Source organism: Aromatoleum sp. (assembly GCF_032027225.1).
Lineage (GTDB): Bacteria > Pseudomonadota > Gammaproteobacteria > Burkholderiales > Rhodocyclaceae > Aromatoleum.
In genome coordinates this window covers 25,469-46,503 of sequence record NZ_JAVSMM010000007.1, presented here as the reverse complement: position 1 = coordinate 46,503, position 21,035 = coordinate 25,469, and the positions used below count along the sequence as shown (strand labels likewise).

Sequence of the window (21,035 nt, the reverse complement as noted above, 5' to 3'; positions counted from 1 at the left end):
CAACGGCGCGCGAAACAGATTATTGAAACATCTTTCTGAGCGAACTCGACCGAGACCGGGAATATTGGCAGGACCAGATCGTCACTTTCATTGAAGGACGTTGAAAAACACCGAGGCGGTGGCGCGATGGATCCGGAAAGATTGCAGAGAAATAACATGCGAATGACTTCAACGTAAGTGCCACGTCACCGCCCGGTCAGCCCCCTCTTCTTATGATGTTTCCAGGGTATCCAACACGGACCCGTAACAATCTAAGAGAGGATCATCATGAAAAAGACAGCGCTTAGTACCGTGATCGCCGGCGTCGTGCTCGGTCTTGCCTCGTTTGGTGCCGCAGCCCACGAAGATTATTCGGAGGCCGGCGTACTGCACTGGCTCGACCATCTTCAGTCAGGGACGCCGATGAATGACAACGCGCCTGCGCCCGGTTTTTCGACTGTGACGGAATCTGCGGCCACCGGTGTGCGTAGCACGACGCTGCAGGGTGGAAGCACGCTCTACGTCTTCAAGGACGGAAAGATGGCCATGGAAAACCGAGTCGGACGGCCCTTCTCAATGGAGGGCGGCCATCCGATGAAGACCGTGGACGGCGAGACGGTGGTGATGAAGGGCAATGAACTTTGGCGGCTCCAAGAGGTTCATGCCATTCACCGCGGCGGTTAGCGCGCCCACACATGCGAGACAACCCCGAGTGTTGAGGACGACTGGGGGCTCAAGAAATGGGGGGCAGCAATGAAAAAATGCCTTGTGCTTTGGACGCCCTTTGCCGCCCCTCAATCGACGTTCAAGCAGTCTTGGCCCGACGAGGACGCCGATTGGCGGGGCCATGTCAGGAAAGCGCATAGCCGCTTCCCGGCGTGCGCTCTGACTAAGCCCCGCCCAACTACTCTTCACCCTTCGTCTGCACCCCTCCCGCCTGTCGGCGCGAATCGAGATCAGCTCGGCCGTAGGTCAACTAAGGCCGCCACTGACTGACCCTTTCGTCGCTATTACATGGCTCGCCCTCGCCTGCTCCTGGACGGAACGCACATCTTCGTCAGCCTCGTGCTGAGCTTCTTGCTCGCCGCACCTGTCGGGGTGCAGCACGCCCGGTCGTGTCCTCTCCCTGTAGCGTCCTCCCCCGAAGAGAAGACGCTCAGCGTCCACGCGTTTTTCGATTCCCGCGGCGCTAGCGGCCCCTCCTCAATCCCACGTGAGCGGGCCCTCCACGATTGTAATCCGCCCCATGGTTTCGTTTTGCTGCCCCCAGCGGAACAGCGGTTGTCGATGGCTGGAACGGAAAAATGGGCCGTTCTCACAGACGACGACTTCCATTCAGTGACCCTCGCTCCACCCCGACCACGCCCTAAGAGTTGAGCGCCGTCGCCGAACAAAGCGAGCACTGTTCGGTTCCATACAACCGATAGTTGCTACCCAGGCCGTCTAGGGCGGCCAATTAACTTCGGAGGTTACTAATGGCTCATCAACAGTTTCGATCCTGCGTTGACGCCTGCAATGCCTGCGCCGACGCCTGCGACCACTGCTCCACCGCTTGCCTTCAGGAGCCTGACGTGAAGTCAATGGCGCGTTGCATCGCGCTCGACATCGACTGCGCGGCGATTTGCCGCCTCGCGGCTGCCTATATGGCGCGAGGTAGCGAGTTCGCGAAGCAAATTTGCACGTTATGTGCGCAAGTGTGCGACGCGTGCGGCGATGAGTGCGCGAAGCATCAGGCGGCACATTGTCAGGAATGCGCACAGGCGTGCCGCCGGTGCGCAGAGGAGTGCCGGCGTATGAGTGGCGCTGCGTGACAGGTGGCGTCGCGGCGGCCGATAAATCCTCGTCGGCCGGCCGCTTCGACTATCCGGCGCTGTCCCCAGACGCCTGATCGAAACGGGGCGCCGTTGTCCGGGCGCCCCCGCTTTCGCGTCCGACGGCTTGCTGTTGCCTTTTTTCGTGTCCGTCTCGGCCCCTGAACGCACATCCTCACAAGGAAGCTCAAGAAATGACAAATCACTCCATCGCATTATCTCTCGGTGCCCGCGCCCGGTCCTGCCTGGCTGCAATCGCGTGCGTTTTTTCGCTATCAGCGGCGGCGGACGCGCCCGCCCCCGAACATGCCGAGGCGGTGTTTGAAACGCGTTTCATGGAAGGGATGATCGACCACCACGCGATGGCGGTGGAGATGTCTGAGGACTGCGTCGCCAAGGCCGTCCACGAGGAGTTGCGGACGCTCTGCCGACAAATCATCACGGCGCAGCAGGCGGAGAACGTCGATATGCAAACCTGGCTGCAAACTTGGTACGACAGTAGCTACCAGCCCGAGATGACGCCCGGAAGCATGCAACGGATGGAAAAGCTCGCCTCACTTGCCGGCGCGGAGTACGAAATCCGCTTTCTCGAACTGATGATTCGGCATCATCGTATGGCCGTAATCGAAGGCGCGCGATGCATGGAGCGCGCCTACCATCCAGAACTTATCGGCCTATGCGAGAACATCGTTGCCTCGCAGGCTGAGGAAATTCGGCTGATGCGAAGCTGGCTTTGCGAATGGTATGGGGAATGCAAGCCCCGCGAGCGGCGGATGAGGGGCTGAACGATTGGCCGTTGTTGCATCGAGCGGGCGGAAGCCGAACAACGACGCGGGGAAGGTCGAACTCCCCGCGCGGCTTCAGACGACGCTTTTCGCAGCTGCCGCGCACGCCCGACTTCCTGGTCGCACCAATCGGCGCCGCCGAGGCGATCAGGTCGGGCTTTGAGACATTTCGGCGTCAAGCGCCGCAGCGACAGGCGAGCCGGCTGAGAATCCGACGATCTTCTCCGAGCTTGCACATGGACTCAAAGTGAAAGTCGAGATCCTCAAACAGGATGTAACTCAAGGAAAATTCGCCTGGCCTCTGGAACATCGGCCGCTTCAACTGATCAGTGATTTCCTTCTCACGTGATGCGGGAGCGACGAGGTAAAGGTGCTCCTCCCGGCCAGGAAGCGATAGCGCCATGTCGGTAAGGCGGAGGATGCCAGAATAGATGGACGTGCTCTTTTCGACTTCGAAGGCACTGGCGATTCTCGCCTCCCCACTAAAGAGCCACAATACGTCGATGAGTTCGGCCGTTGCATGAACCTCCGAAGACAAGCCCAAGTCCGGCAGACGGTCGAGACAATGATATCCAAGCGGGCTGCCTTGGTAGGCGGCGCTACGATCGTTCCGTGCGACCAAAACGTCATAACCGAGCACGCGACCGAGTTCGCATAACTGATACTGCACTTTGGTATGTAGCCGCTCTTCGGTCAGATCGTGTTGCACCTGTTCGTGACGCTTGCGCCGGATCCGCTCGAGTTTCTCGCGTGCCGAAATTAGGACAGAATCGGCGCCGGTCGCTCCAAGCCTACCGACGCCGATATCAAAAAGCATGCCGCTAAATGCGCCGAGATCCTTCGACAAAATGCCGAGCGCGGCGTTAGCTTCGATGATCGTCTCGCGCATTTCAAGATAGCTCTCCCAGGATCCGAGCTTCTTTTTCGTCTGAAACAATGCGTTAAAGCCGTTCAACATCGCCGTGTTGAACGGCGGAAACAACGTTGGATGAAGGAAATAGAGGATGTTCGCGACCGAGGGGCCGAGCCCCTTGATGCACTTTCCGGAAAGCTTTAGGACCTCCTTTTCAAGGCTCCGCCCATCGGTAGTACGTAGACAAACATGGAGGAATTGTCCGAATGCCTGCTTATTGGATTCGTTCTCGTAAATATCGGGAATACGCAGTTTTGGCTTCCAATAAAATGGATGCGCAGCCCCTTCGAATACCTGCTTTTGCTCTGAAATGCAGGCGAGCACGAATTCCAGCGACGACCCCCTGAAATCATTCGGAAAACGATGCTGCTTTATGTCTTCGATAATCGTGGCCACACCGCGCCGGATGCTGCGGAACGCCTTGATTCGCTCATCGCTGCTGACGAACCAAGTGTTGTACACCGATTCCGGGTCGAGTTTGTATGCTTGTGCCACAGGCAATAGGGTTTGTTGCATATGGGGTATGCGGTCTGCGAAACGTCCCTTCTAACAGTGCGACGTAGGAAGGTCAATGTCCCTACTCGCGTCGACATGCGAAAGACGACGAAGGGCGCGCGGTCGTTACGGCGTGGAGTGATGAATGGCGGCATAACTGGGTGCGCCCAACGCGGAGGAAAAAGCTCAGTGCCTAGCGAAGGTTGTCGTGTTGCCGTGCCCGTCGAAGCTCACAACCTCGTAACGATCGGGTGTAAATGGTCCTTCCATGCCAGGGGAACCCTGCGGCATGCCCGGTGCGGAAATGCCGGCAATCTGGGGCTTTACCGCCAGTAAGCGCTTCACGTCTGTAGCGGGGACGTGGCCTTCTACGACATATCCGCCTACTTTTGCGGTGTGGCACGACGCGAGGGCCGCCGGCACACGGGCCTCCCGTTTGACGCGGTCCATTTGGGCGGTAGGGATCTCCTTCACTTGGAAACCATGAAGGCGCAGATGTTCAGCCCACTTTCCGCAGCACCCGCAATTGGGATCCTTATAGACGGTGACGTCATCGACTCCTGCAAGAGCAGGTTGAAGTCCGGACAAAAGGGTGGTCGCTGCGACGGCGAAGAGCACGCGAGAGTGGCGTAGTAGTGTGGCAGAAAGCATGGATATCTCCTGACAAGAACGGCTTGAGGGTTCAAGCTCGTGCCGACGGGGTCGGTAACCCACGCGGTAAAATGACCTTGAATACTGTCACGCCGCCCGAAGACTCGACATTGACGCACCCCCCATGTGATTCGATGATCGAGCGCGTGATCGATAATCCGAGTCCGGCGCCTTCGCCCCGCCGATGACGATGGGGACTGGCGCGGTGAAAGCGTTCGAAGATGCGCCCGAGTTGCTCCTCCGGGATCGTGTCTCCCTCATTTCGCACTGAGAGTGTTGCGTCGACGCCCTCGTCGGCAACTGAGATATTGATCGTGCTCCCTGAAAAGGAATGCCGGAGCGCGTTCGATAACAGGTTAGAAATGGCGCGCCGCAACATTAGGCGATCTCCGCTAACCCCAACTTCACCCCGCACGACCATTTTCACCCCGCGCTCTTCGGCGAGCGCCTCATAGAACTCGACAAGCGCACAGGCCTCCTCTCCGAGCGCCACCTGTTCATCCGGATGGGGCAGGCGTCCGCGTTCGGCTTTCGCGAGGAAAAGCATGTCGCTTACCATGCGTGCGATCCGCTCATACTCCTCGAGGTTCGAGGCCAGCACTTCTCGGTACTCGTCGGCGTTGCGGCTCCGGGACAGCGCGACGGCCGTCTGGGTCATCAAATTCGATACCGGGGTACGCAATTCATGCGCGATGTCCGCGGAGAAGTCGGACAACCGCTGAAAGGCCGACTCCAGCCGACCGAGCATCTCGTTGAGCGCATCGACGAGGGCGCGCACTTCCAGTGGGGCGTCTGCCTCACTGAGGCGGGCTTCAAGATGGTTTGCACTGAGTCCTCGTGCCGTCTCCGTGATGCGTCGCAATGGGAGAAGGCCGTGATGGGCGGACCACCATCCAAGCGCTGCCGCGATGACGGCAGCAATTGAAATTCCGAGCCAGAGGCGCGTACTGAGGGATTCGAGGAACTCCACGTGATGGGTAGTATCCAGTCCGACGACTGCAGTGACAGTGGATGGCTCTCCTGGCAGTTCCGCGAGTACAAGCTTTTTCGCACGCCCGACGTAATGACGCCCTGCCTTTTCCCAATGGGACAGGCCTGCCGGCAAGGGATCGCCCGCCAAGATCGGTGCCGTGAATTGTTGGGGATGCGCCGCGAAGATCGCCGCTCCCTCGACGTCTCGCACGAGCACCGCCATACCGTCATGACCGACGAAGGAGTCGTCCAGTCGCTGTGGAACGAGACTCCGCTCAGCCGGTGACTGTGCTTTCGTAAACAGGTTCTCGATCAACGTGAGCTTGCCCACCAGCTCATGATCATCGAGTTCCTCGAAATGCCTCTCCATCGCCCGCTCGAGCACAAGACCCACGACAATGAGCAATCCCGCCGCAGTCAGGGCGAAGAGCAGCGCGAGCCGCCCCGTCAGCGAACGCGGTCCGCGAAGTTTCACTGCGCCTCCGGCACCTCAAGCACGTAGCCCATCCCGCGCACGGTGCGAATCAGCTTGGGCTCAAAGGGCTCATCGACCTTCGCACGCAGCCGGCGGACCGCGACCTCGATCACATTCGTGTCGCTGTCGAAGTTCATGTCCCAAACCTGAGATGCAATCAATGAGCGGGGCAGCACCTCACCTTGTCGGCGCAACAGCAGTTCCAGGAGGGCGAATTCCTTTGCCGTCAGGTCTATTTTCGTGCCTGCCCGCGTTACACGGCGCCGCAAGAGGTCGAGCTCAAGGTCCCCGGCGCTGAAGATTTCCGGCTCCTTTGACTTCCCCCGGCGAAGCAAGGTGCGCACGCGCGCCAGCAGTTCCGAGAAAGCGAATGGCTTGACGAGGTAGTCGTCGGCGCCGAGTTCGAGACCCCGAACCTTGTCTTCGACTTGATCGCGGGCGGTCAGGAACAGCACCGGCATTTCCCGGCCGCTGCGGCGCACCGTACGGAGCACGCCCCACCCATCCAGCGAGGGCAGCATCACGTCGAGCACAATAAGGTCATAGTCGCCATTGAGCGCCATGTGCAGACCGTCCAGCCCATCGCGTGCCAGATCGACCACAAAGCCTGCTTCCACCAGCCCCTGTTGCAGATACGCGCCGGTTTTTGGTTCGTCCTCCACGATCAAGATCTTCATGCTTGCCCTCGTTCTCACTGACGCGCCGGCATTGTGCCTCCGCCAGCGGGGCTCGAATTCCAGATTACCGAGATGTAATTCGGGGGACAGGCTCCCGACACCTTGAACGCTGCAGTATTTCACGGTGAGCCTTTATCACACGGCCCTCATCCCATTTGTTCAGGAGGCAAACGATGAAACCGATTGAGGCAGTTCGCTTCATGCTCGCGCTTACGCTGGCAACGGCACTGTCCGCCGCATCTGCTGCGGATCCGTCTCCGGAAGATCACCAGGCCCATCATCCCGACACGGCACAAGCCGCTCCTGCCTCCGCCGCCCCCGCAGCGAGCATCCCCGCGCTACAGCAACGGATGCGCGCGATACGTGAAGCGAAGGATCCCGCGCGGCGTATGGCGCTCATGGACGAGGAGATGCAAGCCATGGAGTCGATGATGCAGGGTATGCCTGCCGACTGTCCGATGATCGGCGGTGCAATGGGGGGACAGGGGCCGGACATGATGCGCGATCACATGCAGAAGATGGAAAAGCATCTGGAAATGATGCGGCAGATGATGGAAATGCACATGAAGACGCCGCCCTCCGGATCTGGCGGGTAATCGACACAAGGGCTTTGTCTTCCTAGGACGACGGCAGCGCCCGCCCCGACGATAACGAAGAACAGAGAGCGTCCCATGATAAGAGATTACATGTCCGGTTCGCGATGGACTGCCGTGGCGCTCGCCTGTATCACCTCATCGGCGATTGCCGCGAATGATCAAACCTCAGACCCTCGATCCTCAGTCGGGGTCGAAATGTTCTCGAATGTCGTGTCGGCGAGAACCTCTTCCTCTGCAACTCCGCCGCCCGCATTCCGCTCTGCACTCGAAGGCTATCGGCCCTATCGGGCGGACGAACCCTTGCGTGACTGGCGCGAAATCAACGACGAAGTCGGTCGGCTCGGCGGCCATCAGGGCAATCTCGAACACAAGACGCTCTCCGGCGGCTCCGGTCACGATCATGCGAAGCGGGGGCACGCGAAATGAAGGCAGCGCCCTTCGCCCTCGCCTCCGCCATCGTTCTGAGCGGCTGCGCGACGACCACGATCGACGATAATTTCGCCGCTGTCGAACGCTTCAGCCGCGACCAGGCGGGGAGCGAGGCCCGCTGGCTGCGCAGCGAAACCGAACGGGCTGAAATGGAGGCCGAGGTCGACCGTCTGCTGGCCGAGCCACTAGGTCGCGACGACGCGGTTCGGATCGGGCTCGGCTACAGTCCCGCCTTCCAGACGATCCTGGCCGAAGCGGCGGCAACCTCGGCCGACGTATCGCGGTCGGCTCGCCTCCCGAACCCGATATTCAGCTTCGAACGTCTCGTGCGGACCGGCGGCGGCGAACGCACCGAACTCGATATCGGACGCGCGCTCAGCTTTTCGCTGCTCGATGTCCTGCTGCTTCCTGTTCGGCTTGAGCGCGCGCAATTGCGGCAGCAACAAACTCGGCTGCAAGCGTCGATGGCTACCCTGAAAGTGATCACCGATGTCCGCACTGCCTGGATCGAAGCCGTGGCGGCCGCGCAAATTGCGAATTACCACGAAGGCGTAGTCCGTGCCACCAGCACAAGCGCAGAGCTCGGGCGACGTATGCAGGCCGCCGGCAATTTCAGCCGGCTGGAGCGCGCCCGCGAGCAGGCCCTTCACGCAGACGCGGTGAGCACTCAGATTCGTGCACGCCAGAGCGCAGTTCGCGCGCGCGAGGCGCTTGTGCAAATGCTGGGGTTGCCGCCTGAAAAGGCGCTTGCGCTGAGACTCCCCGAGCGGCTACCGGACCTACCGTTGCGTCCTCTCGACGAGGAGACCGTCGGTCACGCGGCGCTCGACGAACGCCTCGACGTCCGCCGCGCGCGAGCCGAGCTCGAGGCCACAGCGAAGGATCTCGGCCTCACGCGCGTGACGAGCGTCGTCAATGGCCTCGAGGTTGCAGCGCTGCGAAACAGCGAGACGGGCGAGCGTGCGCAACGCGGCTTTGAGATCGAGCTGCCGCTGCCCTTGTTCGACTTCGGCGACGCCGGCCGCGCGGGCGACAAATCGCGTTACCTCGCCGCTTTCAACCGCACAGCGCAGATTGCCCGCAACGCCACCTCCCAGGTACGCGCGGTCTACGACAGCTATCGCAATTCGCATGATCTCGCCCGGCACTATCGCGACGAAATCGTGCCGCTTCGAAAGAGCATCGCCGAGGAGGCTGTATTGCAATACAACGGCATGTTTATCAGTGTCTTTGAGCTGCTTGCCGAGACACGCAGCCAGGTCGCCAGCGTCATTCAGGCGATCGAGGCCGAGCGCGAATTCTGGATTGCCGAAACAGCCCTCCACGCGACGCTGCTCGGTACTCCGGTCACGCCGAGCACCTCTCAACCGAGCTCCGCGGCGCCTGCGCCGGCAGCCGAGCACTGAGTTCCACGGAGTACTCAATGTCGAACAGGCGTCAATTTCTAGTCGGGAGCAGCCTGCTTGCCGTGGGGGCAATGAGCAAGGTGGGGCTGGCCGCGCTGCCGGATCCGGCAATGCAGAAGAGCCCGGACACCGCGCCTCCCTTGGCCCCGCCCGAGGGTCGGCCCTACAACCCGGTCGTCACGCTTAACGGGTGGACGGCGCCGTGGCGGATGAACGACGGTGTCAAAGAGTTTCACCTCGTCGCCGAGCCGGTCGAGCGCGAGATCGCGCCCGGGATGGTCGCGCGGCTATGGGGCTACAACGGTCAGTCACCGGGGCCGACGATCGAGGTCGTCGAAGGCGACCGCGTGCGCATCTTCGTGACGAACCGACTGCCTGAACACACGACGATCCACTGGCACGGCCAGAGGCTGCCGAACGGGATGGACGGGGTCGGCGGCCTGACACAGCCGCACATCCCTCCGGGAAAGACCTTCGTCTACGAGTTTGTCGCACGTCGCCCGGGCACCTTCATGTACCACCCTCATGCGGATGAGATGGTGCAGATGGCGATGGGAATGATGGGGTTTTGGGTCACACATCCGCGCGCGAGGCATCCGTTGATCGAAACGGTCGACCGCGACTTCTGCTTTCTGCTCGGTTCATTCGATATCGAGCCCGGCAGCTATACACCGACGACGAACACGATGCTCGAGTTCAACCTCTTCACGTTCAACAGCCGCGTGTTTCCCGGAATCGACTCATTGAACGTGCGCCGGGGCGATCGGGTCCGCATCCGCATCGGCAACCTGACGATGACGAACCATCCCATCCACCTTCACGGTCATGAATTCGAAGTGACGGGCACCGATGGCGGACCGACGCAAAAAGGCTCGCGCTGGCCGGAGGTCACCGTCGATGTTGCGGTCGGTCAGATGCGCCAGATCGAATTTATTGCCGACGCGGAAGGCGACTGGGCGCTGCATTGCCATAAGTCGCACCACACGATGAACGCGATGGGGCACAACGTGCCGACCATGATTGGCGTCGACCACCGCGGCATCGTCGAAGACATCCAGAAACTGGTGCCCGACTACATGGTCATGGGCGAGCGGGGTATGGCCGACATGGCAGAGATGGAGATGCCGCTCCCGGACAACACGCTGCCGATGATGAGCGGCCAAGGGCAGTTCGGGTCCGTCGAAATGGGGGGGATGTTTACCGTGCTGAAGGTCCGGCGCGACCAGAAGCCAGGTGATTACTCGAATCCGGGCTGGTTCGCGCATCCCACCGGCCGCGTTGCGTACGATTGGGCGGGAGCGCTGCGGGACCCACCGCGGATGGATGCGGCACACGGTTCGTCGAAGGCTCGCGACGGCGCCACGGCAGAAGCGACGATGGAAGTCCGCAAACCAGGCCCCCATTCCAGCCATCAGTGACCTTTCGCACTGACCGAGCGGAGCTGACAACAAAGTAATCAGCCCGTCACGCTCCCGTCGGTATCGGCTACCGATACTCTCTGCGCCATTCGTGCGGTACGCACGGGCTGTAACGCCAGACGTCAACAGAAAACTTCTATCCATACAGGGTCCGCAAAAGAGCACCTCATGAAGACACGGCGCAAATTTCTCGCAACAAGCCTTCTCGCGGTCGACTCGCTACTCTCGACCCGCATATCTTTTGCACACGGGAATGCGAAGCACGGGGGCGACAAACAGCCGGTCAATCCGGAACAGCAGGACTGGGGCATCGCTGGCGGCGCCCGAGAGGTCAGCCGTACCATTCCCATTACCATGACCGATGAAATGCGCTTCATACCCGACCGCATCGAAGTTCGGCTAGGTGAGACGATTCGTTTCCTCCATCACAACGTGGGGAAGGTCATGCACGAGATGGTGCTCGGCACGAAGCCGACGCTCGACGAACATGCAGAACTGATGGAGAGGTTTCCCGACATGGAGCACGACGCGCCGTGGATGGCGCACGTTGCCCCGGGGGGCAACGGAGAAATTATCTGGACCTTCAATCGTCCCGGCGATTTCGATTTCGCATGCCTGATCCCTGGTCATTACCAAGCGGGGATGGTCGGCCGAGTCGTGGTCTCCGAGAGTTGAAGCTGGGTCGGCGCGAATCTGACGAAAACGTAATTCTTCAGTCACTTTCCAGTCGGAATTGTCTCTTCATACTCTGTTGCAATTCATTGATACGCAGGATAAGCCATGAAACTGCATTCCATTGCTCTGACCACTCTCGTCGCAACGTTTGCCGTCGCGACCCCGTCCTTCGCGGAAGAGATGCATCATTCCGACCATATGTCTGCCACACCGGCCGCGAACGGCGAGGCCGCGATGTCGGACGGTACCGTCAAGAAGGTCGATAAGGCAGCGGGCAAAATCACGATCAGTCACGGTCCGCTCGCGAATCTCGGCATGCCTGCAATGACGATGGTGTTCCGCGCAGGCGATCCGGCGATGCTCGACGAGGTCAAGGCAGGCGACAAGATCCGCTTCATGGCCGAGAAGGTCGAGGGCGCCTTCACCGTTAAGAAGCTCGAAGCGGCGAACTGATCCACCTAGTCGTCGGCAGCCGTGTGCGGGGCGGGGGCACTATTTCCCGACGAACCTCTTCTTTGCCTCGCCCCCAATACCCACATTCCGGACGTCCTCCGATGAAACCGCACATTGCCGGCCTGCGTTCCTTGCGCCGTGCCGCCGGCATCGTCGTGCTCAGCGCAAGTCTTGCCGCGACGAGCCTTAGCCATGCGCAAGACGCGCTCCCGACGCCGATCCCGCCGCTCGGCGCCGATGTCTCGGCGCTGCTCGAACATGCCCGCTCGCACAACCCCGCCTTCGCCGTGGACCGCGCCGAAGCTGCGGCCGCGCATGAGCGGATCGAACCAGCCGGGGCGCTGCCGGACCCGAGCTTCCAACTCGAGCTGATGGACTTCACAAACGCGATGCGCGGCGGCTCGACGACTCTCGTTCCCGGGCAGGTTGGGGAGACGCGCTATCGCATCATCCAACCGATTCCTGGCTGGGGAAAACGCGGATTGTCCGAGCAGGCGGCGGTGGCCCGCGCCGTTGAGGCCGACGCCAACCGTGACGCGGCGTGGGTCACCATGGCTGCAGAAATCAAGGCGGCGTGGCTGCGCTATTACGCTGCGGACCGCGAGGCGGCGCTCAATCGCGACGCCCTGACGTTGCTGCAAAGCCTCGAGGAGATCACGCTGTCGCGCTACCGCCTTGGTCTGCTGCCACAGCAGGCGGTACTGCGGGCGCAGCGGGAGATCACGACGCAGCGGCTCGCCTTGGTCGAAGTCGAGCAGCGCCGGAGTGGCCTCGCCGCAGCGCTGAACGCGCTGCTCGGGCGTGGCCCGCTCGAGCAGCTCGCTGCACCGAACGACCCCGTGCCGCTGCCTCAGGGCCTGGCGATCGCAAGCCTCGTCGAGCGCGCCCGCTCGTTCAGTCCGACGATTGCGTCCGCCGGGCATGGCATCGAAGCGGCAAAGCTCGAACGTGACCGCACCTGGCGCGACCGCTATCCCGATTTCAGTGTCGGGGTGACGAACAACCGGCCGCGCGACGGCGAACCGTCGTCGTGGGACGTGATGTTCGAGGTGATGATTCCGCTGCAGCAAGGTGCCCGCCGGGCGCGCGAGCGCGAGGCGGCATTGATGGTCAGCGCTGCCGACCACCGCCGGGCCTCAGCGGAAAGCACGGTCCTTGGCGAACTTGGCCGAGCATGGTCGGAGTTCGAGAGCGGCCGCCGATCGCTCGAATTGTTGCGCGGCACGCTGATGCCGCAGGCCGAGGCCACGCGGGACGCGACACGCGCAGCGTTTTCCACCGGACGTGTCGACTTCGACACCGTCATCGAGGCCGAGCGCCAGCTCGTCGACACCCGCCTGACGCTGTTGAAGACGGAAGTCGCGGCGCAAACGGCGCTGGCTGAAATCGAAAAACTTGCAGGAGAAGTCCAGTGAAATCGGGCGCACAATTTTCGCTGGCGGCCGTTGCCGTCGCCGCCGCGCTCGCGGGGGGTTACTGGGCCGGCAGTCGCAGCTCAGGCCACGACAGCGCGCCGGTGACGACCGCATCCAGCCCCGCGACAGGCACAACAAGCGGCGGGGACGCCAGCGGCGAACGCAAGGTCCTCTACTACCGCAACCCGATGGGCCTGCCCGACACTTCGCCAGTGCCGAAGAAGGACTCGATGGGCATGGACTACATTCCGGTTTATGCCGACGACAAACCCGACGACAGCGGCGCGGTCGTCGTGAGCCCTGCGCGAGTGCAGACGCTCGGCGTGAAAACGGCCGTCGCCGAGATGCGTGTCGTGGACTCGGCGGTGCGGGCTGCGGGCCGTATCGAGTTGAACGAGCGTGCGGTTGTCGACGTCGCGCCGCGCTTCGAGGGATGGATTGAGCGCCTGCACGTCAATGCGGTCGGCGATCCGGTGCGCCGCGGCCAGCCATTGTTCACGATCTACAGTCCTGAGCTGCAATCCGCCGGCGAGGAGTTGCGCATCGCCGAGCGCTTGCAGCGCGACAGCGCTACCACCGACCCGGTCGCCGCGGAAGCGGCGCGGCGCCTTGCGGACGCAACGCGCGGCCGCCTGCAAAATTGGCAGATTGCCGCGCCCCACAGTGGCGAAGTAGCACAGCGGCAGACCTTCCATTCGCCCACGAACGGCGTCGTGCTCGAGAAGAATGCGGTGCAGGGCACACGCTTCCTGCCGGGCGAGGCCGTCTATCGCATCGCCGACCTGTCGAAGGTCTGGGTCATCGCGGATGTCTTCGAGCGCGACATTGGTCGGGTCCGCGTCGGTCAAGCGGCGACCGTGACGCTCGAAGCCTTTCCCGATCGCCGTTTCGAGGCGAAGGTTGCCTATGTCTATCCCACGTTGAACGTCGAGACACGCAGCACGCAGGTGCGGCTCGAACTCGACAACCGCGAAGGCCTGCTGCGCCCGGGCATGTTCGCGCACGTCGACGTCGCCTCCGGTGCAGCATCTCCACGCGTCACCGTGCCGACGTCAGCCGTCATCGACGACGGTGCGCGCCAGGTCGTTCTGCTCGCGCTCGACGAAGGACGCTTCAAGCCGCAGCCCGTGCGGGTCGGACAACGAGGCGCCGAATACGTGGAGGTCATAGAAGGCGTTTCTGCAGGCGATCGCGTGGTCGTGTCGGCAAACTTCCTGATCGATTCCGAGAGCCAGTTGAAAGCGGCGCTGTCCAACCTTACCGATGCCGGCGCGGCCGGGGATTCGACCGCGCCTGCGGGTTATCAGGGCGAAGGAACGTTCGATGCAGTTGATGAGGCTGCGAAGACCGTGACGTTGACGCACGGTGACATCCCCGCACTGCAATGGCCTTCGATGACGATGGACTTTGGCATCGCGTCACTCGACCTCGTCGCTAACCTCACGCCAGGCACGCCAATTCGATTCGAGTTCGAGCAACGTGAGCCGGGCGAATTCGTCGTCACGCGTATCGAGAAGGCTCCAAAGGGCGCGGCCGTGAAATCGACAGCGGAACCGGCCACTGCGCACGGAGGCCACTGACATGCTCGACCGGCTGATCGACTGGTCCGCGAAGAACGTCTTCATCGTTCTGCTCGCGACGTTGTTCCTCGTCGGCGGCGGGCTCTACGCGGTGAAGAACACCCCGCTCGACGCGCTGCCCGACCTCTCCGACGTGCAGGTGATCGTCTTCACCGACTTCCCGGGCCAGGCACCGCAGGTCGTCGAAGATCAGGTCACCTATCCGCTGACAACTTCGATGCTCGCAGTGCCGCGCGCGAAAGTCGTGCGCGGCTTCTCGATGTTCGGTGCGTCCTACGTCTATGTGATCTTCGAAGACGGCACCGACATCTACTGGGCTCGCTCGCGCGTGCTTGAGTATTTGAGCACCGCTGCGAGCCGGTTGCCAGCCGGCGTCGCCCCGCAGATCGGCCCGGACGCGACCGGCGTCGGGTGGGTCTATCAGTACGCGGTGACCGGCAAGAACCTGTCGCTCGCCGAGACGCGCAGCCTCCAGGACTGGTACATCCGCTACCAGCTGACGAAAGCCGGCGGCGTCTCCGAAGTCGCGAGCGTCGGCGGCTTCGTGCGCGAGTACCAAGTCACCGTCGATCCGCACCGACTCGCGACCTTCGGCCTCGCGCTCGACGACGTCAGCCGCGTGATCCGCGAGTCGAACCGCGACGTCGGCGGCCGCGTCGTCGAGATGGCCGAGAAGGAGTACATGGTGCGCGGCCGCGGATACCTGCGCGGCACCGAAGACATCGCGAACCTCGTGCTGAAGAGCGAGGCCGGGACGCCCGTGCGGGTCGCTGACGTCGGCCGCGTCGAGCTCGTGCCGGCCGAGCGGCGCGGGATCGCCGAGCTCAACGGCGAAGGCGAAGTCGCCTCCGGTATCGTCATGGCGCGCTTCGGTCAGAACGCGCTCGACGTCATCGCAAACGTCAAGGCGAAGATCGCCGAGATCGCGCCGGGGCTCCCCGAAGGCGCCGAAATCGTCCCCGTCTACGACCGCTCGAGCCTGATCGAGCGCGCGATCGCGAACCTCAAATGGACGCTCCTCGAAGAGAGCCTGATCGTCGCCGCGGTGTGCGTGATCTTCCTGCTGCACGTGAGGAGCGCGCTCGTCGCGATCATCACGCTGCCGCTCGGGATCCTGTTCGCGTTCATCGCGATGCGTTTCCTCGATCTCGGCTCGAACATCATGAGCCTTGGCGGCATCGCGATCGCGATCGGCGCGATGGTCGACGCGGCGATCGTGATGATTGAGAACGCGCACAAGCGCATCGAGCATCTCCCCGAAGGTGCGACGCAGGCCGAGCGCTCGGCGGCGATCATCCACGCGTGCAAGGAAGTCGGACCGGCGCTGTTCTTCTCGCTCTTGATCATCACCGTGTCGTTCCTGCCGGTGTTCACGCTCGAAGGCCAGGAAGGCCGGATGTTCTCGCCGCTCGCGTTCACGAAGACTTTCGCGATGGCGGGCGCGGCGCTGCTGTCGGTGACGCTCGTGCCGGTGCTGATGCTGTTTTTCGTGCGCGGGCGCATCCTGCCCGAAGCGAGGAACCCGGTGAACCGCTTCCTGATCTGGGTCTACCGGCCGATCATCCGGGGCGTGATGCGCCACAAGGGGCTGACGCTCGTCGCCGCGGTCGTCGCGATGGCGGTGACGATTTTTCCCGCGCGCCAGCTTGGTTCCGAGTTCATGCCGACGCTCAACGAAGGCACCCTCTTCTACATGCCGGCCACGCTTCCGGGCATTTCGGTGACCGAAACGGGACGGCTGCTCGCGACGACGAACCGGATCATCAAGACCTTCCCTGAAGTCGAATCCGTCTATGGCAAGGCAGGACGCGCCTTGTCGGCGACCGACCCGGCGCCGCTCGAGATGTTCGAAACCGTGATCAACCTGAAGCCGCAGGCCGAATGGCGCCCGGGCATGACGACGGACAAACTGATCGCCGAGATGGACGCGGCGCTGAAATTTCCCGGCGTCGCGAACTCGTGGACGATGCCGATCAAGGCACGGACCGACATGCTGTCGACGGGCATTCGTACACCGATCGGGGTTAAGGTCTTTGGCAAGGATTTGGATGTCATCGAAAAGGTGTCTAAGCAGATCGAAGCTGCGGTTCGCACCGTGCCTGGTACCAGCAGTGCATACGCTGAGCGCGTCAGCGGCGGCTACTACATCGATATCGTGCCCCGCCGCGACCAGCTCGCGCGCTATGGCCTCACCGTCAACGCGCTACAGGAAGTCGTCGCGACCGCGCTCGGCGGCGACACGGTGACGACCGCGGTCGAAGGGCTGGAACGCTACAACGTCACCGTGCGCTACCCGCGCGGCCTGCGCGACGACCCGCAACGCATCGCGGCCGAAGTCTATGTGCCGACCACGAGCGGCCCGATCCCGCTCGGCCAGCTCGCCGACGTGCGGCTCACCCGTGGCTCGCCCGGCATCCGCACCGAGAACGCACTGCTCGCGGCCTATGTGTACGTCGACACACGCGAGGCCGACCTCGGCGCGTTCGTGAAACGTGCGCAGCAGGTGGTCGCCGAGCAGGTCGAGTTTCCGCCGAGCTACTACGCGACGTGGAGCGGCCAGTTCGAGTACATGGAGCGTGCGAAAGAAAAGATGAAGGTCGTGCTGCCGCTGACACTCGGTCTGATCTTCGTGCTGTTGTACCTCAACTTCCGGCGCATCACCGAGACGCTGATCGTAATGCTGTCGGTTCCGTTCGCGCTCGTCGGCGGTGTGTGGCTGATGTGGTGGCTCGGCTACCAGATGAGCGTCGCGGTCGCGGTCGGCTTCATCGCGCTCGCCGGTGTCGCCGCCGAGACCGGCGTCGTGATGCTGATCTACCTCGACCATGCATGGCAAGCGATCCGCGCGAAGCGGTTCGCGGAAGGTCGTGAACCGACGGTCACCGACCTGTACGAGGCGATCATGGAAGGCGCGGTCGAGCGCGTACGGCCGAAGATGATGACCGTCGTCGCGATCATGGCGGGTCTGCTGCCGATCATGTGGAGCACCGGCACCGGTTCCGAAGTCATGAGCCGGATCGCAGCGCCGATGGTCGGCGGCATGATCTCCTCGACCATTCTGACGCTCGGCGTGATCCCGGCGATCTACGCATTGCTGAAGCAGTGGGAGCTACGCCGGACGCAGGCGCACGGCTCCGTCGCGCCTGTCGTCCCGGTGACGGAAATGTAACGACCCGGTCAGCACTGTGTCAGATCGGGCCACGTATGCTGAAGCCATGGCTCGGATGTGAAGGAACAGATCGTGTGGATGCGGCTGAAGCAATTCTGGGAGTCCTTCCGGGAATGGTGCAGGGAAAATGAGAAGGCGCACGCCCAAGCGCATGTTTCCGCGTGCTGCTCGGCCCCGCCGCCGGGCGCGGGGAGTCATCCTGGTTACAGGAGGCACCCGTGAACTCGACACATTCACCCCAGGATCACGCGCCCGATTCGCCTTGGTATCGGTCTAAAGGCACGATCGCTGGCGTGATGCTCGCGATTATTGCGCTGTTTTTTCTGATTCGCGAACACTGGACCCACCTTGCCGGAATGTGGGTCTATCTGCTCCTGCTGCTATGCCCGCTCATGCACCTGTTCGGGCATGGCGGACACGGTGGACATGGCGTGCACCGCGAAGGCAACTCGGCAAACGGAAAGAGAAACTGAACACTTCTCCGCTTCCTTCACCGGGTAGCCACGCCAACTGAATCGTTCCACCATCTCTGAGCACGAAAGCCAGGCGAAAGCTGTCACGAGCATTGCGTACTTGTAATTTCTGAGTCACGGCGGCGACAGCAAAGGGAATGTAAGCTGTTTCTCGTATGCCACTGGACTGAAGCACCCCTTCGTCATACCAAACTTTCTAAGAGGGTTGCGGTGACGGTCAAGATGCTCTTATTCGCTAGCCTCCTCGCTGTAGCCGCGATGGCTACAAGTGCGGCGCAATCGTCAACTGACGTTCCGCCTGACACCACCCTGAACAGGTCGGAGGACGAAACCAAGCCGGAAAACGCGACGAAGCCCGGAGCGCGGCGCGATCACGCCGCAGAGCGTTTGGACGTGCCCCCCACTCCCGCGAAGCCGCCTTCCAGACAAGGTTTCGGGCCGGAAGAGTCCCGTAAGCGTCGGTGACATGAAATAGACGATCCGCTCCCTTTGCCCATTTTCAACGAACGAGCGGGCGTGTAGAGGAACGGGCTGTGTGCCAAGTCTTCCGGATTGAACTCACGCAGGAGCAGTACATGAACGGCAGTGCAGACATTAATTTCACTCAACAACACTTCAAGGCACAAATGGACGTGACGCGCTCTTGCTGCGATCTGGGCTTGAAATGCTGCAAGGGGCTCGCCGACTTTAACGCGGAAGCGACGAGCCGAATGATCGCTACCGCGGAAGCAGGCCGCGAGCTCTTCCTGGATAACGGATTTCCAAAATTCCTAGCCGAAAGCAGCCGCGTCGGGTTATCCCTCTGGACCTCCTTGTGGTCCGGGGGAATCGAATTTCAGAAGAACTTTCTCGCGGCGTTGAACGCGAAGTAGGAGATCGCGGTACTTTCCCCGAGAGAGTCGTGCGTCGACATGCGTAAGCCTCGCGGGCGTCGCGGCGCGGCCACGACGTTTGCGCTGAAGAAGATTCGCGCTATCAAGGAGGTGTTTAACCAGTCACTGAGAGGATTCTCACTAGCCGAGAAATGTCCAGGAGGCACTCCAAGCCATTGAACCCATTGAACCTCCCGGGCTGACAAGTGAATCACAATACAAAGGAGCAAATCATGCTGAAACAACTGATCATCGGCGCTGCTGCTGCCATCATCGCCACGGGAGCTCTCGCCGTCGATAAAGAGAAGGTCGAGAAATCCTACGAATTGAAGGACGGCTCCACGCTCTATATTTTCAAGGACGGCAAGATGGGCATGGAGGACAAGGGAGGGCGCGCCCAGAGCATGAAGGACGGCCAGGTGATGGAAACCAAAGATGGCGAAAAGATCATGATGAAGGGCAATGAGATTTGGCGTGTCGAAAAACGTCACGAAATTCATCGCGGGGGCTAAGTACCCTCACTCGCGCGCTTGCCCTCTTTTTCTTGGCTTCAAGTAGAGAGGCGGCGAGGGCTGCGCGCGTTACCTAACGGCCCACTTCGTTTCGACAATTTGACAATTGCCCTGAAAAGCGATCATCGCGAGACGATCCATGCGTGAACGTGGGGGGGGGAATGTTCGCGAGAGTATACGTTTCATTAGCGCTAGCTGCCGCATACGGAGAACGTGAAATGAAATCCACTCGTACATCGGTGCCTGTTGCAGTTGCTCTTGGACTTAGCCTGATCCTGGCTGCGTGTACCACCGCCGGCCCACAGCCGGCATCCGCCGAGTTGCTCCAGAAGATTGAAAATGCTCGCACCCCTGCGGATCACAAGGAACTTGTGGCTTATTACGAAGCCGCCGCTTCTGAGGCAAAGGCGAACGCCGACAGGCATCGTAAGATGGCCCGCTCCTACTCAGTTTGGGAGCCGAGCGGAAGAGGCGGTGGCGCGAGCATGAACAGACACTGCAATTCGATAGCCGACAAATATGATGCGACTGCGCAGGAGTATTCGACGATGGCTACGCTTCACCGGCAATTAAGTCAGCAGGCAGCCCCCTGAAGGACTGACACATCCGGTATTTGCGCGACGTCGGACGCGATGTTCGATTTCCTGGCAGTGGTCGGGCTTCTCGCACAGAAGGGCCACTGCGGGACCGCTCTACCCTCAATATCGAGCAAGTGCTTCCCGGGCTCGATGATGGGCACGACCGCACGAACTGAATTGGCAGTCGAGGGCCACCAGGCTACGGACAATGCCATTAAGTTAGCAAAAACTTCTTTATAAACCAGCATGTTACTGTAAAATACACAGATCGCAATGTTAGCCTGTAAATGACCATGACGTTGCAAGTCCCGTGCCATATTTTCCGCCCTGAGTGCGCACCTGAACTCCGACGCGTTTGCTGCGCAGGCCCGCACGAAATCCACGGCCTTCATCCGTGAGCGCCAACTTCCGCTGCCGCGCGTCGTCGCCTTCTTGCTCAACGCTCCGCGCGCCGGACTGCAGCCGGAACTGGACGCGTTCTTCGATCACGCGCTGGCGTCTGGCTTGGTGCGCCCGCCCTCCAAAAGCGCGCTGTGTCAGGCACGCAGGCAGATTCGACCGGAGGCGCTGAGGGACTTGATCGGCGTGAGTGCCACGTATTTCGTCGAGCACAGTGAAGTGCCCTTGTGGAACGGCTATCGCGTCCTGGCGCTGGATACGACCGTGCTGCGTACCCCCAAACGTCCCTGAATGCGCCGAGC

21 protein-coding genes are annotated in these 21,035 nt (G+C 61.6%); 17 read left to right on the top strand and 4 right to left on the bottom strand.

The features are described from left to right. Positions 1-267: 267 nt before the first annotated feature. The 3 genes from ROZ37_RS09775 to ROZ37_RS09765 all read left to right on the top strand — a co-directional run bounded on the left by ROZ37_RS09775 (position 268) and on the right by ROZ37_RS09765 (position 2,575). The gene (locus tag ROZ37_RS09775) at positions 268-663 is read left to right on the top strand and encodes a CopK family periplasmic copper-binding protein (RefSeq protein WP_312659142.1); all 396 of its coding nucleotides are present in this window, start codon (positions 268-270) and stop codon (positions 661-663) included. Positions 664-1,454: 791 nt separating this feature from the next. After that, on the top strand, positions 1,455-1,790 hold the full coding sequence (locus tag ROZ37_RS09770; protein ID WP_312659141.1) for a four-helix bundle copper-binding protein: 336 nt from the start codon (positions 1,455-1,457) through the stop codon (positions 1,788-1,790). A 194-nt stretch (positions 1,791-1,984) separates the two neighbouring features. Continuing rightward, a complete protein-coding gene (locus tag ROZ37_RS09765; RefSeq protein WP_312659140.1) occupies positions 1,985-2,575 on the top strand; it encodes a DUF305 domain-containing protein in 591 nt (196 codons plus the stop codon). Positions 2,576-2,750: 175 nt separating this feature from the next. Here the strand turns inward: ROZ37_RS09765 and ROZ37_RS09760 are convergent, their stop codons facing one another. From ROZ37_RS09760 to ROZ37_RS09745, 4 genes are all read right to left on the bottom strand, one after another. Beyond that, entirely contained in the window at positions 2,751-4,004 is a 1,254-nt protein-coding gene (locus tag ROZ37_RS09760; RefSeq protein ID WP_312659139.1) for a hypothetical protein, read from the bottom strand. Between the two features lie 165 nt (positions 4,005-4,169). Continuing rightward, entirely contained in the window at positions 4,170-4,634 is a 465-nt protein-coding gene (locus ROZ37_RS09755) for a DUF411 domain-containing protein (RefSeq protein WP_312659137.1), read from the bottom strand. Between the two features lie 31 nt (positions 4,635-4,665). Then, positions 4,666-6,081 (bottom strand): heavy metal sensor histidine kinase, encoded by a 1,416-nt coding sequence (locus ROZ37_RS09750; RefSeq protein WP_312659136.1) that lies wholly within the window; start codon positions 6,079-6,081, stop codon positions 4,666-4,668. Next, positions 6,078-6,758: a heavy metal response regulator transcription factor gene (locus tag ROZ37_RS09745; protein WP_312659135.1), complete on the bottom strand. Its 681-nt coding sequence runs from the start codon at positions 6,756-6,758 to the stop codon at positions 6,078-6,080. Before ROZ37_RS09745 ends, ROZ37_RS09750 begins: the two co-directional genes overlap by 4 nt. A 173-nt stretch (positions 6,759-6,931) precedes the next feature. On the opposite strand from ROZ37_RS09745, the gene ROZ37_RS09740 reads away from it, so the two are divergent. The 14 genes from ROZ37_RS09740 (at position 6,932) to ROZ37_RS09675 (ending at position 21,024) form a co-directional block, all read left to right on the top strand. Then, the gene (locus ROZ37_RS09740; protein ID WP_312659134.1) at positions 6,932-7,354 is read left to right on the top strand and encodes a hypothetical protein; all 423 of its coding nucleotides are present in this window, start codon (positions 6,932-6,934) and stop codon (positions 7,352-7,354) included. Positions 7,355-7,444: 90 nt separating this feature from the next. Continuing rightward, positions 7,445-7,780 (top strand): hypothetical protein, encoded by a 336-nt coding sequence (locus tag ROZ37_RS09735; RefSeq protein ID WP_312659133.1) that lies wholly within the window; start codon positions 7,445-7,447, stop codon positions 7,778-7,780. Beyond that, the gene (locus tag ROZ37_RS09730) at positions 7,777-9,189 is read left to right on the top strand and encodes a TolC family protein (RefSeq protein ID WP_312659132.1); all 1,413 of its coding nucleotides are present in this window, start codon (positions 7,777-7,779) and stop codon (positions 9,187-9,189) included. The genes ROZ37_RS09735 and ROZ37_RS09730 overlap by 4 nt, the downstream gene beginning before the upstream one ends. A gap of 17 nt (positions 9,190-9,206) precedes the next feature. Then, positions 9,207-10,607 carry a copper oxidase gene (locus ROZ37_RS09725; RefSeq protein WP_312659131.1) on the top strand — a complete coding sequence of 467 codons (1,401 nt, stop codon included), beginning with the start codon at positions 9,207-9,209 and terminating at the stop codon, positions 10,605-10,607. A gap of 168 nt (positions 10,608-10,775) precedes the next feature. Next, positions 10,776-11,282, top strand: a complete 507-nt coding sequence (locus tag ROZ37_RS09720; protein ID WP_312659130.1) for a cupredoxin family protein — start codon at positions 10,776-10,778, stop codon at positions 11,280-11,282. 105 nt (positions 11,283-11,387) lie between these two features. Beyond that, complete coding sequence (locus ROZ37_RS09715; RefSeq protein ID WP_312659129.1) at positions 11,388-11,735, top strand: copper-binding protein; 348 nt, start codon at positions 11,388-11,390, stop codon at positions 11,733-11,735. A 101-nt stretch (positions 11,736-11,836) separates the two neighbouring features. After that, positions 11,837-13,150: a TolC family protein gene (locus ROZ37_RS09710; RefSeq protein WP_312659128.1), complete on the top strand. Its 1,314-nt coding sequence runs from the start codon at positions 11,837-11,839 to the stop codon at positions 13,148-13,150. Further along, complete coding sequence (locus ROZ37_RS09705) at positions 13,147-14,730, top strand: efflux RND transporter periplasmic adaptor subunit (RefSeq protein WP_312659127.1); 1,584 nt, start codon at positions 13,147-13,149, stop codon at positions 14,728-14,730. Before ROZ37_RS09710 ends, ROZ37_RS09705 begins: the two co-directional genes overlap by 4 nt. A gap of 1 nt (position 14,731) precedes the next feature. Next, positions 14,732-17,899: a CusA/CzcA family heavy metal efflux RND transporter gene (locus ROZ37_RS09700; RefSeq protein ID WP_312659126.1), complete on the top strand. Its 3,168-nt coding sequence runs from the start codon at positions 14,732-14,734 to the stop codon at positions 17,897-17,899. 218 nt (positions 17,900-18,117) lie between these two features. After that, entirely contained in the window at positions 18,118-18,372 is a 255-nt protein-coding gene (locus ROZ37_RS09695) for a DUF2933 domain-containing protein (RefSeq protein ID WP_409449949.1), read from the top strand. Between the two features lie 575 nt (positions 18,373-18,947). After that, the gene (locus tag ROZ37_RS09690) at positions 18,948-19,244 is read left to right on the top strand and encodes a hypothetical protein (protein ID WP_312659125.1); all 297 of its coding nucleotides are present in this window, start codon (positions 18,948-18,950) and stop codon (positions 19,242-19,244) included. 233 nt (positions 19,245-19,477) lie between these two features. Continuing rightward, positions 19,478-19,756: a periplasmic Cu(I)/Cu(II)-binding protein CopK gene (copK, locus tag ROZ37_RS09685; protein WP_312659124.1), complete on the top strand. Its 279-nt coding sequence runs from the start codon at positions 19,478-19,480 to the stop codon at positions 19,754-19,756. Between the two features lie 218 nt (positions 19,757-19,974). Continuing rightward, the gene (locus ROZ37_RS09680; protein WP_312659123.1) at positions 19,975-20,349 is read left to right on the top strand and encodes a hypothetical protein; all 375 of its coding nucleotides are present in this window, start codon (positions 19,975-19,977) and stop codon (positions 20,347-20,349) included. A gap of 417 nt (positions 20,350-20,766) precedes the next feature. Next, complete coding sequence (locus ROZ37_RS09675) at positions 20,767-21,024, top strand: hypothetical protein (protein ID WP_312659122.1); 258 nt, start codon at positions 20,767-20,769, stop codon at positions 21,022-21,024. The last annotated feature ends 11 nt before the right edge of the window (positions 21,025-21,035 follow it).